We start from the raw sequence: 20,081 nt of genomic DNA, 5'->3' as shown, positions 1-20,081 counted from the left end.
GCGCTGGATTGTGGTACTCTCCAGCCAGCGCAAAAACTTGTCAACACGACCTCAAGCACCGGCCATAAAGAGCTGCTAAGAATATCCTTCGCGGCAGCTCTTGCGGACAAGTGCTCTGTGGGTCCTTTAAGAATTTATCAACCTTACCAAATAGTTAACGTAAAAATTAAGCGTATCGGCACGGAACATTTCTCGCTCGACGTCGTTATCGACTCAAGTTCCGGCGACGTTAATCCGGCCGGGACGACATCTTTCGCGTGCCTGGGTCAACGGGGGATGGGGTGATGGCCACGAATGTCTTGCGTAGCTGGCTACGGGATAACCTGATGAATCAGCGAGTATTGATAGTGGAGGACGAGTTCCTGATCGCCCTCGATCTCGAAGCGACCGTTCACTCCATGGGTATGGAAGTGACGGGTTTTGCGGCAAACACGGAACAGGCTCTGCGGTTTGCCCCCACGGCGGAGATTGCCTTTGTGGATGTCAATTTGTCGGACGGTGCAACCGGGCCGGAAATCGGCCGCAGGCTAGCGGAAGATTATGGCATCGCCGTTGTCTTCATGACAGCTAATCCCGAGATGGTCGCGGGAGGAGTAGAAGGTACGCTCGGCGTCGTCAGCAAGCCGGTCATGCCATCGGTCGTCGAACAGTCCCTGAAATATGCTGTCGCGCGCCGCAACGGTATGTTGGCCGCGGTGCCGGCGCAAATGCTGGCGTTCGCCTGAAAGTTAGCCACTGACGGCGGCAAGTTGTGCCCCGGCCGCGAGCCTGTCAGCGCCGTAGGCCCGAAGGAACGTCCGCACCGCGTTGCGGGCGGCACTTTCGAGTTGTTCGTCTGTCGGCGCCTGGCCGAACAGCATCATGATCTGCAGGTCAGCATTTCCGAGAGCAAGGAATTGCCGCGCCGCGACGTCGAAATCGTCTATCTTCAGCGCACCGCTTGCGCTCAGCCGCGCAAAAAGAGCGCCGAGCGCGGAGATGATCCGGTCGGGGCCCTGCTGGCGCCAGGTCTCGAACAGATGCGGGTAGCGCTCGCCCTCGGTTTGAACGAGGCGACGGAGAAATTTTCCATCGTGGTTGCAGACGCAGTTCTTGTTGATGCGGATCAAAAAGGCGACGAGGTCCTCTTCCAGATTGTCCGCATTGGCCGGGAATGTAGCGAGCATCGAAAAAAGCATCGAATTGGCGCGCTTCAGAACGTCATCAACGACGGCGACGAACAAGGTCTCCTTCTCGCAATAATGATTGTAGATCGTTTGACGGGAGACATGGGCCTCCACCGCGATCTCATCGAGGCTGGCCCCCGCAAAGCCCTGGCGGCAGAAAACATCCGCGGCCGCTTCCAGGATAGAGGTGCGCTTCTTGAACTGGCCGCGCTGGGTTGGACCGTCTGATCTCTTTTCGGGTGTCGCGAGATTTTTCATTCGTCAAAGATAAGGCGTCTTGACGTTTTAGACAATGCTGTCTAATTTTACACGCATGTCCAAAATAGTTGACACATCGGTTTGTATTTGCTGACGCATCTCCCAAGCGCGTCGCGACAGCGATCAATCATCATTGAACCGCTGCGCTTTTATGAAAGATCACCAAAATGACTGCTTCATTCTTTCGCATGGCGCTCGTCCTTGGCCTTTTGTCGGCCATAGGTCCGTTTGCCATCGACATGTATCTGCCGGCGCTGCCGTCCATCGGCGCCGATCTGGGCTCGGATAACAGCGTAACCCAGCTGAGCCTGCTTTCCTTCTTCATTTCCTTTGCACTTGCGCAGCTGCTCTACGGGCCGCTGTCAGATATGTGGGGCCGCAAGTTGCCGCTCTACCTGGGTATCGGCATCTTCACTATCGCCAGCGTTGGCTGCGCGCTGGCGCAGAACATCGAGACTTTGATTGCCTTCCGTTTCATCCAGGGCATCGGAGGCGCGGCGGGCATGGTCATTCCGCGTGCTGTCGTCCGGGATATGCATACCGGCGTGCAGGCTGCCCGCCTGATGTCGCTCCTAATGCTCGTCTTCTCGATCTCGCCCATTCTCGCTCCGCTTGCCGGCAGCGCCGTCATCGAGTTCTATGGCTGGCGCGGCGTCTTCTGGGCGGTCATGGTCGCCGCCTTCATCGGGCTTCTCCTGCTTGCGACGCAGCTCGTTGAAACCCGCCCGGAAAAGGACCGCAAGGGCAGCAGCCTCGGCAGCGCGATGTCAGCCTATCGTTTCTTGCTGCGTGACAAGAACTTTCTGACGCTGACCTTCATCGGCGGGCTCGGGATTTCGAGCTTCCTCGTCTATCTGGCGAACTCGCCTTTCGTGCTCATCCAGCATTACGGCCTGACGCCGACGCAATACAGCTTCGCCTTCTCGATCAATGCGGTATCGTTCTTCGCAGTGTCGCAGGCGACCGGATGGCTCGGCGAACGTTTCGGCCTCGTTCGCGTCATGCGTACCGCAGTCACCGCTTTCTCCCTTGTCATGGTGGTCATGGCGGTGGTGATGGCGACCGGCCTCAACCAGCTTCCAGTGATGGCCGCATTCCTCTTTGCCGGCTACGGTTTCCTCGGTCTCGTCATCCCGACGAGCGCGGTTCTTGCCCTGGAAGATCACGGCGAGATCGCCGGCACTGCCTCGTCGCTGATGGGCACACTGCATTTCGTCATCGCGGCCGTCGCGATGGTCGTGTCGAGCCTCTTTGCCGACGGCACGGCGCTTCCGATGGCGGCGGGTATCGCGGTCTGCGCTTTGTTCGCCTTCATCGTAACCCAAGTAGCCCTCGGCCGCCGTGCTACCGCAGCACCGGCCGAATGACAATCAGAGCCGCGCTTGAATTGAGCGCGGCCTTTCTCACGACCCGAGGGAAAAGGCATCGCTTTCGCCGGGAACCAGTTCCAGCGGCCAGATCGTGTTGTGCGCCCCTTTTGGATAGAAGTTTGCATAGACGGGCATGGCTGCAAGCAGCGTCTCTGCAAGTTCGACGCCGAGATCGCGCAGCGACATGCGGAAGCAGGTGAGCGCCGGCTGCAGAAATTTTGCACGCGGCTCTTCGCGGAAGCCGATCACGGCCAGATCCCGGCCTGGGACGACACCAGCCTCCATGAGCCGCCTGTAGAGGCCGATCGCCATCAACTCGTAAATCAGGATGATGGCCGTCGGTTTGCTTTCCAGCAGCAGCAATTCGTGCCCGGCCTGGTAGCCGCCTTGCTCGCTCGACTTGACGCGGATGACGAGCTTGGGGTCGTATTTTATGCCGTGCCGCTCGAGCGCCTGCCGATAGGCGTCGACGAAAATATAGCCGAGGTTGATATCGCTCGACGGTGCGGCGACCGCGATCTTGCGATGTCCCTTGGCGACTAGCCGCGCGACCGCTGATGCCGCGACACCCTCGAAATCAAGGTCGATCCACGGATGGCTTCCGCCTGACGAACTGCGTCCGAGCGCCACGAAGGGTATCTTCGCCTTCACCAAGAGGTCGATACGCCGGTCGATTCTCTGCGTTGCCGAAATGATCATCGCGTCGACGACACGCCGCGCCACCATGCGCTTCAGATACTCATACGGGTCTTCGTCGCTGGGGCAGGGGAGCATCACTAGGTCGAGCTTGTGTCGCGAAAACACGCTCTGCAGACCGCCCGTCAGGCCAAGAAAGAAGTTGTCACTGTTTTCGACCGTTTCCTTGTTGGATTCGATCATCAGGCCGATGGCATTGGTGGTCCCTTGCCGGAGGCTGCGGCCGGACTGGTTCGCTACGTAGCCGAGCTCTTCGGCCGCAGCGAGCACGCGCTTGCGCGTTTCCTCATTGACGTCTGGCTTTCCGTTCAGCGCACGGGAAACGGTCCCGATGGAGATATCGAGATGCTCGGCAAGCTGGCGGATACCTTTCATCTGCGGCGATCTTCCTCCCGGATCGAAACGTGTAATCCGTTCTTATTGCCATAGGAAAACGTTTCCGGAAAGCAGCTTCGCCAGCTAATCCTGAAACTGGTGGAAGTGGATGACGAGCGAATCCGGTTCGGCGAAGATGATCGAATAAAGCGGCGCCTCGAACGCATTGGAGGTCTTCTCCGAGACGAAATCGAGCGCCGTCTGGTGGTTCGTGCTGCGCAGGATGGTGAAGGGAACGCCCTGCCAGTTGCCGGTGACGAGGCGGTGCAGATGGCCGGCGAAAACATGCCGCACGTTGTTGTGCCCGCTCACGAGATCGAAGAAACCCTCAGGCTCGGCAAGGCCGATGCGGTCGAGCGCTGGAATATGCACCCTCGCCGGAGGGTGATGCATGAAAATATAGACGGGGCGGTCCCTCGCTTCTTCGAGCTTTTCCCTGAGCCATGAAATCCGGGTGGCGCAGAGCCTGCCCGTCACCTTTCCGTCGTCGAGTGTATCGAGCGTGATCACGCGGCCCTGGGGCAGGTCGATTGCAGCCTGCGCGAAGCCGTTGCCGCTCATCTGATCCGGGAACACGGCCGCAAAGTTTGCCCGGACATCGTGATTGCCGAGCATCAGCCGGATGGGCAGCGACGAACGCGAAACGCGCTCCTTGAGGATCCGATAGGTCTCTTCCCCGCCGGTTTCGGAAAGATCGCCCGAGACCACGACCAGCGCTGCATCGGAATGGAACCTTTCGATGTCCGAAAGGCATGCATCCATGCGCGCCGCTGGATCGAGGCCAAGCAGCATCTGACCTGCTGGAACGAGATGGAAATCGGAAACATGGATGAGCTTCATGAAAAGGTTCCGGCGTCTTCGAGTGAGCGCGCGACGAGTGCGAGCAGTTCTTCACGCATCTGTGCTCCGGCGGCGATGACGGGGCCGCCGGTTTGAAGGGTGCGGCCTTCACCCGGAAATTCGGCGGTCCACCCGCCGGCTTCCCGGACCATCAGCAGGCCAGCCGCGCAATCCCAGGCGTTGATATGCGGCTCGTAGTAGCCGGCAAGGCGGCCGCAGGCGACCTGCGCCAGCATCAGCGCGCCGGAACCGTTGCGGATGAACATGCCGCCTGCCTCGAGAAGGAGTTGGATGAAGCAAGAGACCTGCCGCAGCGGAATGCGGAAATTGGCACCGACGCCGAGCAGGCCGGTCGAAATGGTGCTCGTATGGCTGACATTCACCGGCCGTCCGTTGAGCTGTACCCCGGCATCTTTCTTCGCGACGAAAAGGTCGCCGCCCGACGGCTGGCAGATCAGCCCCAGCACCGTGTCGCGGCCCTTCATGACGGCAATCGAAATGCACCATTGGTCGATGCCGTGGATAAAACAGCTGGTGCCGTCGATCGGATCGATCACCCAAAGATAGCCGGATGGTCCTTCTTTGAGACCTTCCTCCTCGCCGAGCACGCCGTCATCCGGAAAGCTCGCAGCGATCCTTGCGCGGATTAGTGCTTCGATTGCCTTGTCGGCTTCGCTCACGACATCCTGGCCGTTGAGCTTCTGGCTGCTCTCCAACGAGGCGAGATCGGCAAAATAAGAACGCGCCTTTGTGGCGGCGTCGAGGATCACTTGGCGTGCGAGTACGAAACGCGGATCATAGGGGAATTCGCAATGCATGGATGTCTTTCTGGGTCAGGGTACGAAGCTGTCCCGGACGATCAGCTCTGGGATGACTCGTTCATAGGCGGGGGGCAGGTCGGGGTTGGCAAGGCGCTTTTCCACCAGCTCGACGGCGCGGCGCGCCATCACGACAGGGTCCTGCCGGAACGTCGTGAGCCGGTAGCTCAGCCAGGCTGCCTCCGGCACGTCGTCGAAGCCGATGACGGCAACGTCTTCGGGGATGCGCAGCCCGAGCGTCGTGCGGACATAGTCCATGAGCCCGAAGGCGATCTGGTCATTCGCACAATAAACCGCGTCCGGCCGTTCAGCCTCGGAGAACAGCTGCTTTGCAGCGGCAATGCCGCTGTCATAATCGGAATCCTTGCCGCGGCCGATCGAGACGGTCGCCCCGAGGGCCTCGGCTGCCGCCTTGAAGGCGGTTTCGCGCTCTGCGATGCTGGACGTCGCCGAATCGGAAGCGGCGACAGCAAGCCGCCGGCGGCCCTGGTCGAAAAATGCCTTCGCCGCCTTGCGGGAAGCTTCGGAGTTCCCCGCCCTGACATGGTCTGCATCCGGCTCCGTGCGGCCGATCACCACCAGCGGCTGGCCGTTGCGGTGCGCGAGCTCCACGAAGTTGGCGGGTGGCGAGCCGGAAAGAATGATCGTCGCTTCGGCCCGGTGGCCGATCAGCATCTTTTGGGCCGCGAGCAGTTCCTCTTCGGTTTGACCGGTGTTGATGAGGATCGGAATGCTGCCGCGCTGGATCAGGAACTTGGCGAGCGCTGCTGCCAGATGGGCGCGAAAGCCCACTTCCGGCTTCGTCGCTACGATGCCGACAAGCCGGCTCTGGTTGGCGAGCACGCCGCGCGCGAGGTCGTTGACGTGATAGCCGAGCTCTTGGGCGGCTTTCAGCACCCTTTCGCGGGTCGCGGGCGCGACGCTGGCGCCCGGCGTAAAAGTGCGCGACACCGCGGAGCGCGAAACGCCCGCGAGTTGCGCAACCTGCTCGGCACTCACAAAGCGCATCCGCTCTTTGCGCTGGCTCTTTGCGTCGTTCGTCGGGCCGTCGTTCATGGCAATCTCTCAGTGCCCCACACGGGACAGGACGTCTGCCTTCAGGAATCTCTCAACGATCAGCATAAAAGCCAAGGACGGAATGAGCAGCAAGAGGGCCGTGATCGAGGCGATCTGATAATTACCACCGGCGCCTGCAGTATAGAGCAATAGCGGCAGCATGTTCACATCCGGTGCTCCGACGAAGTAGCTGCCGGTGAATTCGTCGAGGCTTTCGAGGAAGACGAAGATGGCGCTCGCCATCAGCCCTGGCGCGGCAAGGGGAAGGGTGATGTCCATAAAGGCGCGGAAAGCACCGGCGCCGGTGGAGCGCGCTGCCTGCTCCAGTTCCTCGTCGATTGCCGAAAAGGCCGCAGTCGCAATCCACACCGCATAGACCAGTCCATGAGACGCATGCACCAGCACGACGCCGAGGATCGTGCCGTTCAGCCGGATCTCGTAGAAGATACGCGCGACGTTCACATAGACCGTCAGGTTCGGAAAGGCCTGGGGTATGAGGAAAGCAAGCAGGATCAGCGCGCGGAAGGGTAGCTTCAGCCGCGCCAGCGCATAGCCGGCCGGGATCGCCAGAAGCAGTGACAGGACGACGGTCAGCACGGCGACAATCAGCGAATTGCTGAGCGACTCCAGCGCGCCGCCACGGGGCGCAAAGACCTTAGCCCAGCTGCTGAAGCCGTATTGCAGCGGCAGGCTGTGCGGAAAGTACCACTTCTCCGCCACCGTCCAGAGCAGGAGGTTCGCCAGCGGGCCGAAGATGAAAAAGGCGAGCAGCCCGAAGACGATGGCGCGAGGGATCCACCAGAGCGCAGCCATGGGACGCGATTGCGAAGCGGAAAGCGTGGCGGTGGTCATGCGCGCTCCTTCAGGCTCTGGCGCAGATAGATCCAGGCGACCGACGAGGCGAGCACCAGCGATACAAGTCCGAGCGCGTTGGCGACGCCATAGTCGCCATAGGCGTTCACTCGGAAGGCTATGTCGGCCGTCAGCATGGTCGGCGATTGTGCATTGATCATCAGTGGCACGGAAAGAACCGACATCATGGTCACAAAAGAAAGAATGAGGCCGACGGTCAGCGTCACCGAAACCTGCGGGACGAGGATCTCGAAAAGGATGCGCAGCCGCGAGGCGCCGAGATTGCGGGCGGCTTCGATCGTGTCGCGGTTGACCGACGCCATGGCGCCGGCAACGAGCAGGGCGACGAAGGGTGTCTGCTTCCAGACGAAGGCAATGATGATGCCGCGCCAGTCGAGATAGCTCTGTGCGTCGATCGGCGTCAGAAGGCCGAGGCTGATCAGCGTGCTGTTCATTAGCCCGCTCTTGGCAAGGAAGGTGCGCAGGATCTGACCGACGACGATGAAAGGAATGAACATCGGCCAGCGATAGAGCCAGCGCAGTATTGCGACAGCGGCCGGATGTTCGCCGAGGGTGAGATAGCCGCCGATCGCGACTGAGGCGAGGCCGATGAGGATGACCGAGATGGTGATGATCACCACCGAAAAGACGATGTCTTTCATGTAGAGATCGAAGGTCTTGTAAAAATTGTCCCAGCCGAAGCCTCCGTCTTCCACGCGGAAAGCGCCGACCGCCGACATGACCAGCGGCAAGATGAAGAGGAAGGCGATCACCGCAAGTGCCGGCAGCACGAGCAGGAGACCGAGGAGGCGTCTGGACATCGTTCGACCTCGTTTCTTGTTCCCTTCTCCCCTCGGGAGAAGGTGGCCCGGAGGGCTGGATGAGGGGGCGGTTCGGTTGGGAAGCGGCCTGCCTGCGCCGGCCGTTCGCTCCTTCGTCGCTCACCCCCTCATCTGTCCTTCGGACATCTTCTCCCCGCTGGGGAGAAGACAGTTTTCGTTACTTGACCGACTGTTCGTAGGCTTCGAGGATCGCGTTGTTGTACTGGGCGATCGGGAAGGGCTTGCCCTTGGTGGCAAGGTCATCCGGCGTGATGTCGACGAACAGCTTGTTCCAGGTCGCATCGTCCAGCTTCGGCTTGACGTACTGGGCGTCGATGCCCGGATACCAGTTGAACTTCTTCACGATGCCGTCAGCCTGAACTTCAGGGCTGGTAGCGAGCGCGATGAACTTCTCGGCGAGATCCTTGTGCGACGCCTTTGCCGGAACGACGTAGTGCATCGGCTGGCCCGGCATGCCCGGAGCCGGCAGGATGAGCTTCAGGTCCGGCGGAAGCTGGCCGTTGGCCTGCCAGGAGTAGAACATGTCGACCCAGACCGGGCCCATGGCGATTTCGCCGCGGGAGAGCAGATCCAGCGTGCCGGCGTTGCCGGGGGTCAGCGTCGCGTTCTTGGTGAAGTCGGCGAGGCTCTTGAAGGCGTCGCCCCACTTGGTGGTTTCGTCCTGTTTGAACGGACCGGTCATCAGGTTGTTGGCATCGCCGCCGCCGAAGGCGTAGATCCAGCCCATGACGAAGCTGACGCCGGAAGCGCCGCCCTTGATGCCGTTGTAGCCGAACTGCTTCGGATGTTCCTTGGCCCATGCGGCAAGCTCGGTATAGCTCTTCGGCGGGTTCGGAACGAGCGTCGGGTTATAGGCGATTGCCGTCTGGCTGTTGAACATCGGCATGACGTAGCCGTCGACGTCGGAGCCGAGTGCGTTCTTGGCATTGTCGCGCGAGACGAGCTTGCCGGTGTCGATCGAGCCGCGGTACTTTTCGAGATAGCCCTTCTGGACCATCGGGCCGGCAAACTTCTCGTGGACGACGGCGACGTCGATGTCCCAAGCGCTGCTGTTGGCAGCCTGCTGGGCGTCGAAGCGCTCGAGGATCTTCTGCGAGCCGGCGTCGCCGGGGCCGGTGCCGACGGCGCGGACGGTATTGCCCGGGTAGGCCTTTTCAAAGAGCGGCCCGAGATACTGGTTGATGTAGTCGACCATGTTCTGGTCGCCGGCGGTTGCGACGGTCAGGTCCTCGGCCTTGACGGGCAGGGCGGCGAGGGCGACGGCGAAAGCTGCATAGGTCAGTCTCTTCATGAGTACGTCTCCATGGGTTCAAAGGGATAAAGTCATGCGTGCGCTTTCCCGGCCGCGGACCGGGAAACGGAAATGGCCGGGTTGGACTCCGGCGAATTGAAGAGGAAGAGTGCGTCGGCGCCGACATGCACCTTGACGCGGCTGCCCGGCTCGAAGGCGCGCGATGCATCGGCCATGATCTCGCGTTCGCCGAGCTTCACTGAATGGCGCCAGTGGCCGCCGGGGTAGCTGACGGCCGCAACCTCGCCTTCGAAGGTCATGCCGGGCACGGCGACCGGCATGTCGGGCGGCAACAACTGGGCGGCTTCCGGCCGGAAGCGCGCCTCGACGGCGCCGGCGCGCAGCCCTCGGCCGGATAGCGGCACGCTGCCTGCCGCATTGGCCGGCCCTGCGGAGATCGCAAAGCTTTCGCCCTGCGGCGCGCCTTGCAGTGAAAGCACGTTCTCCGCGCCCATGAAGGCTGCAACGAAGGCGGATGCGGGGTGGTTATAGACCTCTTCCGGCGTTCCCTGCTGGGCGATCTGCCCGGCATTCAAGATGACGATGCGGTCGGCCATCACCATGGCTTCCTCGCGGTCGTGCGTTACATGGATCGCAGTGATGCCGAGGCGCCGCTGCAGCGCCCGCAGCTCGTGGCGCACAGTCAGGCGGATGCGGGCATCAAGGTTGGAAAGCGGCTCGTCGAGGAGCAGGATTTCGGGATCGACCGCTAGCGCGCGCCCGAGGGCGACGCGCTGGCGTTGGCCGCCGGAGAGCGCTGCCGGTTTGCGCGCTCCAAGCCCGTCGAGGCCAAGAAGGGTCTGCATGGCGGCGACACGGCTCGCGATTTCCGCCTTTGCGACGCCCTTGAGCTTCAAGCCGTAGCCAATGTTCTGCGCCACCGTCATGTGCGGCCAAAGCGCGTAGGACTGGAAGACCAGCGCCATGCCACGCTTGTCGGGCGGCAGATGGGTCACGTCGCGGTGGCGCACGGAGACCTTGCCGGAGGAGGGGGCGATGAACCCTGCGAGAACCCTGAGCAGGGTCGTCTTGCCGCAGCCTGACGAGCCGAGCAGCGCGACGAATTCGCCGCGCTCAATGCTGAGGTTGATATCGTTCAGAACCTTGGTGCTGCCGTATCTGCAGGCAACAGAATTCAGTTCCAGAAACGCGTCCTGGCTCATCATGTCTCCTCCCATTGCACGGCTGTGCAATCCGATCGGGAGCTTAGTAGAATGTTTGTTTAACAGCCAGATGACAGGGACAATTTTTTTGTGCTGCACTGCGGCGCAAACCGCCTTAAGGGCACGCTTTCGCTGGTGTTTTCCGCAGCAATTCTTCTATTTTTTGCCTCCCTTGACAGCAGGAAATGTTTCCGCTTAGGATCGTAAACGTTTACGGAGCGCGTTTTCGGAGGTTTCTAGAGAACGCGCCGCGGGAGGAAATCGTGAAATTGAATGCCGTTTTGTGCGGGTGCGGAGCTATGTCCAAGGGTTGGCTGCGCGCGATCAACGAAACGCCGGCGCTGGCCGAAGCGATCGAGGTGGTCGGCCTCGTCGATTTGAACCCCGCCGTCGCCGAAGCGCTCGCTGCGGAGTTCGGTTTGAGCGCCGCTGTCATCAGCACAGACCTTTCGGAGGTCCTTGCCAAGACGAAGACGGATGTCGTGTTCGACGTCGTGGTCCCGGCTGCCCGTTTCGATGTGGTTTCCACAGCACTCAAGGCCGGTTGCCATGTGCTCAGCGAAAAGCCAATGGCGACGTCGCTCGCGGAAGGTGCTGCACTGATTGATCTTGCGGCCGAAACGGGCAAGATACACGCGATCATTCAAAACCGGCGCTTCATCTCGGGTGTCCGGCGCATGCGCCGCCTTGTTGAAAGCGGTGCGATCGGCGATCTGACTGGCATCCATTGCGACTTCTTCATCGCCCCGCATTTCGGCGGCTTCCGCGAGGAGATGGACAATGTCCTTCTGCTCGACATGGCGATCCATACCTTCGATGCCGCACGCTATGTTGCCGGCAAGAAGCCGCTCGCCGTCTATTGCGTCGAGAAGAACCCTGAGGGCTCCTGGTACCGTCACGGCGCTTCCGCCAACGCCACCTTCGAATTCTCCGACGACGTGGTCTTCACCTATCGCGGCTCCTGGTGCGCCGAAGGCAAGCGCACGAGCTGGGAGAGTGAATGGCGGCTCGTGGGCTCCAAGGGCATGCTCACGTGGGATGGTGCTGACAATTTCAGCGCGGCCGTCTCCGGAGGCGAGCCCGGCCTCCTGCACGGCTTTGCGCCGGTAAACGTTCCCGGCCCCGAGCATGACGAAGAGACGCACGGCCACACCAGCGTGATCGCGAGCTTCGTCGACGCCATTCGTACCGGCAAGCGGCCGGAGACGGTCAGCAGCGACAACATCAGAAGCCTTGCCATGGTCTTCGGCGCGATCGAGAGCGCAAAGACCGGAAAGCGCATTGAAATTTCAGCATAAGGATAGATGACGTGAGCAACCCTGCAAAATCCATTCGTATCGGAACCATGGTGAGCGCCTCGAAGGGCGGCGCCGACAAGCGCATCGCCCAGATCGCCGATCTGGGTTTTGAGAGCTTCGAACCTTTTTTCTGGCAGACGACCAACGGGCAGGATCTCGCCGAGCTCGGCAAGCGCTGCGTGGATGCGATCGGTGACCGCGACATCACGATCTCGACCCTCGGCATGTTCGGCAATCCGCTGGAAGAAACCGACATCGACCTGCAGACACTGCAGGGCTGGAAGGACTGCATCGACAACGCGCATCACTTCGGCGCCACCTGCGTAGCCGGCTTTACCGGCCGCGTTCGCGGCAAGCCGCTGACCGACAGCCTGCCGCGCTACAAGGAGATCTGGAGCGAGCTGGCCAAGCGCGCCGCCGACAAGGGCATCAAGATCGCTTTCGAGAACTGCGCCATGGACGGCAACTGGGCGACAGGCGACTGGAACATCGCCCATAATCCGGACGCCTGGGAGCTGATCTTCAACGAGACGCCGGACGACAATATCGGCCTCGAATGGGAGCCCTGCCATCAGATGGTCTATCTGATCGAGCCGCTGCGGCAGATCCGCAAATGGGCCAAGAAGATCTTCCACGTCCACGGCAAGGACGCGACGATCCGTTGGGATGTCATCAAGGAACACGGCATCTTCGGCAAGGAGAAATTCGTATTGATGCGTACGCCGGGCTTCGGCGACAGCAACTGGACGGACATCATTTCCGAGCTGCGTCTCGCCGGCTGGTCGGGCTCGATCGACATCGAGGGGTGGCACGACCCGGTCTATCGCAACGAGCTGGAGATGACCGGCCAGGTTCATGCACTGAATTATCTGAAGCATGCCCGGGGCGGCGACTTCGTCGCTGACGCCGCTTGATAGGAATGTGTCCGGCGAGGAGGAACTGCCGGACACTGGAGGATAACCACAAAGGAGGAGAACTATGGCTATCCGCAAATTCGCAGTTCTTGGCGCTCTGGCGCTCGCCGGCGTCTCGCTCTTCGGCCTTTCCGCCAAGGCTGACGACGTTACCATCACCGTCTGGTCGCTCGACCGCGACATCCAGCCGGCTCCTAACCTCGTCAAAGATTTCAACAAGCTGAACAATGGCATCAAGGTCGAATATCGCCAGATCCAGTTCGACGATGTTGTCAGCGAAGCAATGCGTGCCTATTCCACGGGGCAGGCGCCGGATATCATCGCGGTCGACAATCCCGAGCACGCGCTGTTTTCTTCGCGCGGCGCTTTTCTCGATCTCACCGACATGATCTCGAAGTCGACGGTCGTAAAACCAGAGAACTACTTCCCGGGACCGCTGAAATCCGTGATGTGGGACGGCAAATACTACGGCATTCCGAAGGCCACCAACACGATCGCCCTCTACTACAACAAGGATATGTTCAAGGCCGCCGGGCTCGACCCGAACAAGCCGCCGCAGACCTGGGCCGAGCTTGTCGAGGACGCGAAGAAACTCACCGACCCTTCAAAGAACGTCTACGGCATCACCTTCTCCGCCAAGGCCAATGAAGAAGGCACGTTCCAGTTTCTTCCCTGGGCGCAGATGGCCGGCGCCAGCTACGACAGCATCAATACCGACGGCGCGGTCAAGGCGCTGGAGGCGTGGAAGCAGATCATCGATGAGAAGCTTGCGTCGCCGGATACGCTGACACGCAGCCAGTGGGATTCGACGGGAACCTTCAACTCCGGCAATGCGGCCATGGCGATCTCGGGTCCCTGGGAGCTCGACCGCATGCTGAAGGAAGCGAAGTTCGACTGGGGCGTTGCTCTCCTGCCTGTTCCGGAGGAGGGCGCAAAGCGCTCGTCGGCCATGGGTGACTTCAACTGGGCGATTTTCGCCAATACGCAGCATCCGGAGGAAGCATTCAAGGTTCTCGAATATTTCGTCTCGCAGGACGACCGCATGTTCAAGGATTTCGGCCAGCTTCCGGCGCGTTCGGACCTGACCATTCCGGAAACCGGCCAGCCGCTCAAGGATGCAGCGCTCAAGGTCTTCCTCGAGCAAATGAAGTATGCCCAGCCCCGTGGTCCGCATCCGCAATGGCCGAAGATCTCCAAGGCGATCCAGGACGCCATCCAGGCGGCTCTCACCGGCCAGATGAGTGCCAAGGATGCCCTCGACCAGGCGGCCGACAAGATCAAGGCTGTCTTGGGCTGACGATGGCTTTCCCTTCTCCCCTCGGGGAGAAGGTGGCCCGGAGGGCCGGATGACGGGCCACGGCCGGTTCGATCTCGCTGTCGTTCGACCGTTCGCTCCTTTGTCGCTCACCCTTATCTGCCCTGACGGGCATCTTCTCCCCGCCGGGGAGAAGGAGAGTTTCACCGGCTGGCCTCAGCGCCATCCAATCACTTCCTCCCGGCAGGGGCTGTCTTCCGCGCAAGCGCAAGGCGGCTCCGTTCGGAGCATCGGAGGACCCATGAGAAGGATCCTTTCCAGCGTTAGGGATGGCCGCGGTTTCGATATTGTGCTCGTCGCCCTTCCGCTCGGTTTTCTGTTCCTGATGGCAGGCCTGCCGCTCATCTACAACGTCGTGATGAGCTTCCAGGAGGTCGACATGTTCAGCCTCGGGACCTTCTCGCGCCCCTTCGTCGGCTTCAGGAATTATGTGGAACTCTTCGCACAGCCCGAAACACTGCCGATCCTCTACAATACGCTGATCTTTGTCGTGGGCTCGATCGCCGGGCAGTTCCTGATCGGTTTCGGCCTGGCATTATTCTTCTGGGTCAATTTCCCCGGCGCCTCATGGCTGCGCGGCCTCTTCCTCGTCTCCTGGGTCATGCCCGGCCTGGTCGTCGGCGCCATCTGGAACTGGATCCTTTCCGGTGACTTCGGTGTCCTCAACTTCATCCTGAAGGAAAGCGGCATCATCTCGGGCAATATCTTCTGGCGCTCGGACCCGCATTATTCGCTCTACGCCGTCATCATCGCCAATATCTGGCTCGGAACCGCCTTTAACATGATCCTGCTCTCCGTCGGCCTGTCCGGCATTCCGGGCGATCTCTACGAGGCGGCCGAACTCGACGGTGCCAATGCCTGGCAGCGCTTCTGGACGATCACCCTTCCGATGATGCGCTCGACGATCGGCGCTATCATTGCCCTCGGCCTGATCTTCACGCTGCAGCAGTTCGACCTTTTTGCCGCCATTACCTCCGGCGGGCCGAACAATTCGTCCAACGTTACCCAATACTGGGCTTGGGATCTTTCCTTCCGCCAGTATGACTTCGCCAAGGGAGCAACGATCTCCGTGATCATGATCGTCTTCGTCATGTTCGCCTCGATCGTCTATGTCCGCTCGACACGCCATGAGGTGCGCGGATGAGCGAGACCGCACGCAACCGCCTGATGCTCGCGGCCGCCGTCATCATGGCGGCGATCTATCTATTCCCGCTCTATTGGATGTACATCACGACGCTGAAGAGCGGCTCGGAGATGTTCGCGACGCCGCCGAGCTTCTGGCCGTCCTCGCCGCAATGGGGCACCTATGGCTATGTCTGGGAAAGCCGCCAGATGGGCCGCTATCTCTGGAACTCGCTGGTGATCGCCCTCGGCGCGGTGACGCTGATCACGGTGCTTGGGGTCGGTTGTGCCTACGTCCTGGCGCGCTATCGCAATGTCTGGGTGGATATCGGCCTCTTCCTGATCCTGATGTTGCAGGTGCTGCCTGCCTCGCTGATGGTGACGCCGATCTTCGTCGGCTTCTCGCAACTCGGCATGCTGAACTATCCGCGCCTTGCCGTGGTGATCGCGATTGCTGCAAAGAGCATGCCCTTCTTCGTCGTCCTCGTCCGGGCAACCTTCATGGCGGTGCCGCAGGAGCTCGAGGAGGCGGCTCTCGTCGATGGCAACAGCCGCGTCGGCGCCTTCTTCAACATCGTGCTGCCGCTTGCCCGCAACGGCATCCTCGTCAGCGCCATCCTGATCTTCATGCAGGCCTTCGGCGAGTTCGTCTATTCCAAGTCGATGATCCAAGCGGCCGAGCTTCAGCCGGCGAGTGTCGGTCTCAACTCCTTCATGGGACCGAACACCAACGAGTGGAACAACATCATGGCCTACGCCACGATGTATGTAACGCCGATCCTTGCCATCTTCGTTCTCTTGCAGCGCCGCATCGTATCCGGCCTTACCTCGGGAGCCCTCAAATGACCCCTCAGATCGAGCTCAGCGGCGTCAACAAGCACTATGGCGCATTTCATGCCCTGAAAAACATCAACCTGTCGATTCCAAAGGGCACGTTCGTCGCTCTGGTCGGTCCGTCCGGCTGCGGCAAGTCCACGCTCCTTCGCTCGCTTGCAGGGCTTGAGAGGATTTCCGAAGGCGAGCTGAAGATAGCCGGTGAGCTGATGACCAACGTGCCGCCACGCAAGCGCGACGTCGCCATGGTCTTCCAGTCCTATGCGCTCTATCCGCACATGACGGTGGAGAAGAACCTGACCTACAGCCTGCGGATCCGAGGCGTGGCGAAGGCTGACGCCAAAAAGGCAGCGGAGGAAGTTGCCGCCACCACCGGTCTATCGCACCTCCTGAAGCGTTATCCGCGCGAGCTTTCCGGCGGGCAGCGGCAGCGTGTCGCCATGAGCCGCGCGATCATCCGTCATCCGAAGGCATTTTTGTTCGATGAACCGCTGTCGAACCTTGATGCGGCGCTGCGCGTCCATATGCGTAAGGAAATCCGCGCCCTGCACGACCGGCTGCATGCGACCTCGGTCTACGTCACGCACGACCAGATCGAAGCCATGACCATGGCCGACCACGTCGTCGTGATGCGAGACGGTGTTATCGAGCAGCAGGGCAAACCGCTCGACCTTTATGACCGCCCGGCCAACAAGTTTGTTGCCGGTTTCATCGGCTCGCCCGCCATGAACTTCATTCCGGCCATCGTCGGTGAGGACGGCAGAAGCCTGGCGCTCGATCTCGGGCCGGTAAAGCAGACGATCGCAACCGGCCACCAGTTGCAGCCGGGTCGCAAGGTCACGGCCGGTCTTCGCCCTGAACATCTCGGGATATCAGGCCAGGGGCAGGGGACGTTCGACGTACCGGTCGCCTTTGTGGAATCGACCGGCTCGTCGACCTTCGTCACAGCCGCAACCACGCCGGAGCTTACGATTGTCGAGACAGGCCGCGGCTTGGTTCGTGGTGGCGATACGATCGGGGTCGCCGTCGATCCGAGCCATCTGCATCTTTTCGATAAGACAAGCGGCGCCAGGATCTGACGCCGCTTTATCGCTTAGCGGCCGCCCTCGATCTTACGGTGGCGCTGGTTGATACCATGCTGGCCGTAAGGGTACTGGCCGGGCGTCGGCGCGCTGACATCGGTGAGCTTCTGCATCTCCTCATCCGACAGCGTCAGCTTGGCAGCACCGAGGTTGTCCGAAAGCTGTTCCGGCGTGCGGGCGCCGAGGATGACGGAGGTGACGGCGGGACGGGCGGCGACCCAGGCAAGCGCCACTTGGGCCATACTGACGCCGCGTGCCCTGGCGATTTCCTCGACAGCACCGATGATCGCCCAGGTGCGGTCCTGCGCATTGCGGGCCTCATAGGCTTCGCCACCCCGCTTTGGGTTTTCGCCGAGGCGGGTAGCGCCCGTCGGCGCCTGGTCGCGCTTGTACTTGCCCGTCAGCCAGCCGCCGCCGAGCGGCGACCAGGGAAGCAGGCCCATGCCCGCGTCCTGGCAGGCCGCGACGATCTCGAGCTCGATGTCGCGCATGAGCAGATTGTACTGCGGCTGTAGCGTCACCGGACGCGTATAGCCCTGCGCCTTGGCGATCTCGGAGGCCTTGGCGATATGCCAGCCGACATAGTTCGAGAAGCCGTAATAGCCGATCTTGCCCGCCGAAACGGCGTCGTCGAGGAAGCGCAGCGTCTCCTCGATCGGTGTCAGCGCATCCCAGGCATGCATCTGATAGAGATCGATGTAATCGACGCCGAGGCGTTTGAGCGACGCGTTCAGCGCGTCGTGAAGGTGGCGGCGAGAGAGGCCAATGTCGTTCGGCCCGTCGCCCATGGGGAAGCGACCCTTGGTGGCGATCACAGCCTGCTTGGCTTCGGTGGGACGGGCTTTCAGCCAGCGGCCGGTGATCTCTTCGGAAACGCCGGCGCTGTAGACGTCGGCCGTGTCGATGAAATTGCCGCCCCAGGCGAAATAGTCATCAAGCAGCCGGTGGGAAGCGGCTTCGTCCGCCTCTGCACCGAAAGTCATCGTACCGAGACAGTATGCGGTCACGATCGTGCCGCTCGGGCCGAGTTTGCGATAGTCCATTCTTTACCTCCATTGAAACAGCCGCGTCATCAACTGCAGCTGCGATCTCGAAGCCTCCAGCACCCAGCCCACCGGCGAGTTCCGCCGATTCTGCCGTTTCACCCGAGCCGTTCAACGAAAGGATCCTCGTTAGGATCTGCTGACGAAGCATACGGTGGGATTACCTGAGCAGGACGTGCTCTGATGAGGCGTTGACGAAAGAATGCGTCAGCTGCTTCCATCTTTCAAACGGAAGATTTAGATAAGATTGATCGATTTTGATGCATAATGAGGCGCGTATGGAACTACGCCAGCTCCAATATTTCGTCGCTGCGGCAAAAGCTGAACATTTTACGCGGGCCGCGCAGCGTTTGAACATCGTCCAGTCCGCGCTATCGAGTTCTATTCGGGCGCTCGAATTCGAGCTCAATGCCAAGCTCTTCGTGCGCTCCACGCGAAAAGTCCGGCTGACAGCCGCCGGTCGGGCTCTGCTCGAAAAGGCGGAGATCGTTCTGGCCGCAGCGAAAGACGCGCGCGACGCAGTGAGCGCAGTGACTGAGGCGAAATCAGGGAAGCTGAATGTCGGAACTGTTCAGGGCCTGCCGGCATTTCTCGACCTGCCGCTATTGCTTGCGCGTTTTCATGAGCGTCACCCTCATATCGAGGTCCGCCTCATACAAGGCGGTGCGGCCCACCTTCTCGAGAAGGTACGCAACGGCAAGCTCGATCTGGCGTTTCTGCCGGTCTTCGAACCGCCGGCCGACATTTCGACGACGATGATCGCCTGCGAAGAACTGGTTGTGGTCTGCAGCCGAACCCATCCGCTTGCGACAGCCGACATTGCTTCGATCGAAGAGATTGCCGCCTATCCCTTCGTCGATTTCGAGCAGGATTTGGGTACGCGCAAGCTGATTGACGAACTGTTTCTGACGGCCAATAGTGATCGTAAGATCGCATTCGAGGTAAGCGATCTCAGCACGTTATTAGAACTCGTCGGGCATGGATTGGGTATCGCGCTCGTGCCGGAATCGGTGGCCGAAAGCCGGGAGTCGATCCTGAGCGTCTGCCGTCTGAAGGAGGCCGATGCATGCTGGGAAGTCGTGTTGGCGTCGTCTGCGGCATCTGACGATCCAGTGTCGAAACGCTTTGGGGAAATTATCGGAAAGAGCGCCGTTGGCATCGAGGCCTAGATCGAAGTCCTCGTTGCCTTACGGGAGGAGGAACGCAAATGAGGCGGAAAGTTGGCTACGTCCTCGGGACGATTTTGATGTTGCTCGGATTGATCTGGATAGGCCAGGGGAGCGGACTATTCCCGTATCCCTCGTCCAGTTTCATGATCAATCAGAGCGTTTGGGTCCTATGGGGTCTGATCGTGCTGGGGATTGGCGGCGTAATGGTCTTCGTCAGCCGCAAACTCGGCCGGCAGTGACGAGGGCGGCGGCCGCCTCATTCCAGACGAATTGCCAAGTGGCTTGAGGCCGTGGACTAGACTGCTTCCTCTTGCAGGATGGGATTGATTTTCGGCGAAGCGCGATTGCTTGCATGCTGATGCGCAGCCGCCTCCTTCGCGTCAGCCTGCTCTTCAACGCGTGCAGCCGCTTCTCGAAGCAGAGTCTTAAAAGCTTGAAGCGATACCTTGTCGGCCCGCATAAGCTGGCGGATCAGCGGATCGCTTAGCACCTCCGGCAACGTCATCTCGCGCATAGGTTCTCCCTCCTCATTATGGGAGGGATATGTAGCCCTATTTTATTACAAACTAATGTACTG

General features: G+C 60.8%; 21 protein-coding genes. 10 read left to right on the top strand and 11 right to left on the bottom strand.

The features are described from left to right. The first annotated feature begins 284 nt into the window (after positions 1-284). Entirely contained in the window at positions 285-725 is a 441-nt protein-coding gene (locus tag ACPYOJ_RS00735) for a response regulator (protein WP_481414519.1), read from the top strand. Positions 726-728: 3 nt separating this feature from the next. On the opposite strand, the gene ACPYOJ_RS00730 is transcribed toward ACPYOJ_RS00735, so the two are convergent. Then, the gene (locus tag ACPYOJ_RS00730) at positions 729-1,424 is read right to left on the bottom strand and encodes a TetR/AcrR family transcriptional regulator (RefSeq protein ID WP_481414518.1); all 696 of its coding nucleotides are present in this window, start codon (positions 1,422-1,424) and stop codon (positions 729-731) included. Positions 1,425-1,591: 167 nt separating this feature from the next. Between ACPYOJ_RS00730 and ACPYOJ_RS00725 the strand changes: the two genes are divergently transcribed. Next, on the top strand, positions 1,592-2,791 hold the full coding sequence (locus ACPYOJ_RS00725; protein ID WP_481414517.1) for a multidrug effflux MFS transporter: 1,200 nt from the start codon (positions 1,592-1,594) through the stop codon (positions 2,789-2,791). A 36-nt stretch (positions 2,792-2,827) separates the two neighbouring features. Here ACPYOJ_RS00725 and ACPYOJ_RS00720 read toward each other — a convergent pair whose 3' ends face one another. From ACPYOJ_RS00720 to ACPYOJ_RS00685, 8 genes are all read right to left on the bottom strand, one after another. Then, the gene (locus ACPYOJ_RS00720) at positions 2,828-3,865 is read right to left on the bottom strand and encodes a substrate-binding domain-containing protein (RefSeq protein WP_481414516.1); all 1,038 of its coding nucleotides are present in this window, start codon (positions 3,863-3,865) and stop codon (positions 2,828-2,830) included. 84 nt (positions 3,866-3,949) lie between these two features. Next, positions 3,950-4,705 (bottom strand): phosphodiesterase, encoded by a 756-nt coding sequence (locus ACPYOJ_RS00715; protein ID WP_481414515.1) that lies wholly within the window; start codon positions 4,703-4,705, stop codon positions 3,950-3,952. Next, complete coding sequence (locus tag ACPYOJ_RS00710; RefSeq protein WP_481414514.1) at positions 4,702-5,523, bottom strand: inositol monophosphatase family protein; 822 nt, start codon at positions 5,521-5,523, stop codon at positions 4,702-4,704. The genes ACPYOJ_RS00715 and ACPYOJ_RS00710 overlap by 4 nt, the downstream gene beginning before the upstream one ends. A 15-nt stretch (positions 5,524-5,538) precedes the next feature. Then, on the bottom strand, positions 5,539-6,579 hold the full coding sequence (locus tag ACPYOJ_RS00705; protein WP_481414513.1) for a LacI family DNA-binding transcriptional regulator: 1,041 nt from the start codon (positions 6,577-6,579) through the stop codon (positions 5,539-5,541). 9 nt (positions 6,580-6,588) lie between these two features. Next, positions 6,589-7,392, bottom strand: a complete 804-nt coding sequence (locus ACPYOJ_RS00700) for an ABC transporter permease (protein WP_481414628.1) — start codon at positions 7,390-7,392, stop codon at positions 6,589-6,591. A 35-nt stretch (positions 7,393-7,427) separates the two neighbouring features. Continuing rightward, positions 7,428-8,252, bottom strand: coding sequence for an ABC transporter permease (locus tag ACPYOJ_RS00695; protein WP_481414512.1), 825 nt, complete (start codon positions 8,250-8,252; stop codon positions 7,428-7,430). Between the two features lie 178 nt (positions 8,253-8,430). After that, positions 8,431-9,564, bottom strand: a complete 1,134-nt coding sequence (locus ACPYOJ_RS00690; protein WP_481414511.1) for an ABC transporter substrate-binding protein — start codon at positions 9,562-9,564, stop codon at positions 8,431-8,433. A 32-nt stretch (positions 9,565-9,596) separates the two neighbouring features. Next, a complete protein-coding gene (locus ACPYOJ_RS00685) occupies positions 9,597-10,727 on the bottom strand; it encodes an ABC transporter ATP-binding protein (RefSeq protein ID WP_481414510.1) in 1,131 nt (376 codons plus the stop codon). A 263-nt stretch (positions 10,728-10,990) separates the two neighbouring features. Here ACPYOJ_RS00685 and ACPYOJ_RS00680 point away from each other — a divergent pair, with 263 nt between their 5' ends. The 6 genes from ACPYOJ_RS00680 (at position 10,991) to ACPYOJ_RS00655 (ending at position 17,289) form a co-directional block, all read left to right on the top strand. Continuing rightward, the gene (locus ACPYOJ_RS00680) at positions 10,991-12,025 is read left to right on the top strand and encodes a Gfo/Idh/MocA family protein (protein WP_481414509.1); all 1,035 of its coding nucleotides are present in this window, start codon (positions 10,991-10,993) and stop codon (positions 12,023-12,025) included. Positions 12,026-12,036: 11 nt separating this feature from the next. Beyond that, positions 12,037-12,939 (top strand): sugar phosphate isomerase/epimerase family protein, encoded by a 903-nt coding sequence (locus ACPYOJ_RS00675; protein WP_481414508.1) that lies wholly within the window; start codon positions 12,037-12,039, stop codon positions 12,937-12,939. A 64-nt stretch (positions 12,940-13,003) separates the two neighbouring features. After that, positions 13,004-14,236 carry an ABC transporter substrate-binding protein gene (locus tag ACPYOJ_RS00670; RefSeq protein WP_481414507.1) on the top strand — a complete coding sequence of 411 codons (1,233 nt, stop codon included), beginning with the start codon at positions 13,004-13,006 and terminating at the stop codon, positions 14,234-14,236. Between the two features lie 259 nt (positions 14,237-14,495). Beyond that, complete coding sequence (locus tag ACPYOJ_RS00665) at positions 14,496-15,398, top strand: carbohydrate ABC transporter permease (protein WP_481414506.1); 903 nt, start codon at positions 14,496-14,498, stop codon at positions 15,396-15,398. Beyond that, positions 15,395-16,222, top strand: a complete 828-nt coding sequence (locus ACPYOJ_RS00660) for a carbohydrate ABC transporter permease (RefSeq protein ID WP_481414505.1) — start codon at positions 15,395-15,397, stop codon at positions 16,220-16,222. Before ACPYOJ_RS00665 ends, ACPYOJ_RS00660 begins: the two co-directional genes overlap by 4 nt. Continuing rightward, positions 16,219-17,289 carry an ABC transporter ATP-binding protein gene (locus ACPYOJ_RS00655; protein WP_481414504.1) on the top strand — a complete coding sequence of 357 codons (1,071 nt, stop codon included), beginning with the start codon at positions 16,219-16,221 and terminating at the stop codon, positions 17,287-17,289. Before ACPYOJ_RS00660 ends, ACPYOJ_RS00655 begins: the two co-directional genes overlap by 4 nt. A 14-nt stretch (positions 17,290-17,303) precedes the next feature. Here ACPYOJ_RS00655 and ACPYOJ_RS00650 read toward each other — a convergent pair whose 3' ends face one another. Beyond that, positions 17,304-18,335 (bottom strand): aldo/keto reductase, encoded by a 1,032-nt coding sequence (locus ACPYOJ_RS00650; protein ID WP_481414503.1) that lies wholly within the window; start codon positions 18,333-18,335, stop codon positions 17,304-17,306. Positions 18,336-18,613: 278 nt separating this feature from the next. On the opposite strand from ACPYOJ_RS00650, the gene ACPYOJ_RS00645 reads away from it, so the two are divergent. Beyond that, positions 18,614-19,504 carry a LysR family transcriptional regulator gene (locus tag ACPYOJ_RS00645; RefSeq protein ID WP_481414502.1) on the top strand — a complete coding sequence of 297 codons (891 nt, stop codon included), beginning with the start codon at positions 18,614-18,616 and terminating at the stop codon, positions 19,502-19,504. Between the two features lie 38 nt (positions 19,505-19,542). Then, positions 19,543-19,743: a hypothetical protein gene (locus ACPYOJ_RS00640; protein WP_481414501.1), complete on the top strand. Its 201-nt coding sequence runs from the start codon at positions 19,543-19,545 to the stop codon at positions 19,741-19,743. A 56-nt stretch (positions 19,744-19,799) separates the two neighbouring features. Here ACPYOJ_RS00640 and ACPYOJ_RS00635 read toward each other — a convergent pair whose 3' ends face one another. Beyond that, positions 19,800-20,018, bottom strand: a complete 219-nt coding sequence (locus ACPYOJ_RS00635; RefSeq protein WP_481414500.1) for a hypothetical protein — start codon at positions 20,016-20,018, stop codon at positions 19,800-19,802. Positions 20,019-20,081: the final 63 nt, after the last annotated feature.

The organism is Rhizobium sp. SVR5-9E (assembly GCF_056755095.1).
This window is presented reverse-complemented; position numbering and strand designations above follow the sequence as displayed.